General features: G+C 43.2%; 1 protein-coding gene. It reads right to left on the reverse strand.

Going from position 1 to position 370, the window contains the following annotated elements:
• Window positions 1–370: SprB repeat-containing protein (locus tag FLAPXU55_RS02325; protein WP_180856400.1), on the reverse strand; the 370-nt coding region annotated here is incomplete at both ends.

Consider the following 370-nt stretch of genomic DNA (forward strand, 5'->3'; position numbering starts at 1 on the left):
ACATAAGTTACTATCAGTAACTGTAACCGTATATGTACCAGCTGTTAGTCCAGTTGCAGTTGCAGCAGTTCCTCCAGAAGGTGACCAAGAATAAGTATATCCTCCAGTTCCTCCAGTTGCACTTATAGTTGCCGACCCGGTGTTACCACCAAAGCAAGCTATGTTAGTTTGTGCTACTGGTGATGCTGTTAAAGCAGCAGGTTCTGTAATAGTAAAACTTTGTGTTATCTGACAGCTATTAGCATCAGTAACTGTAACAGTATATGTTCCCGCTGTTAGTCCAGTTGCAGTTGCAGCAGTTCCTCCAGAAGGAGACCAAGAATAAGTATAAGCACTAGTTCCTCCTGAAACGGCTACACTAGCAGATCCA

It is taken from the genome of Flavobacterium panici (genome assembly GCF_903819335.1).
Taxonomy (GTDB): Bacteria; Bacteroidota; Bacteroidia; order Flavobacteriales; family Flavobacteriaceae; genus Flavobacterium; species Flavobacterium panici.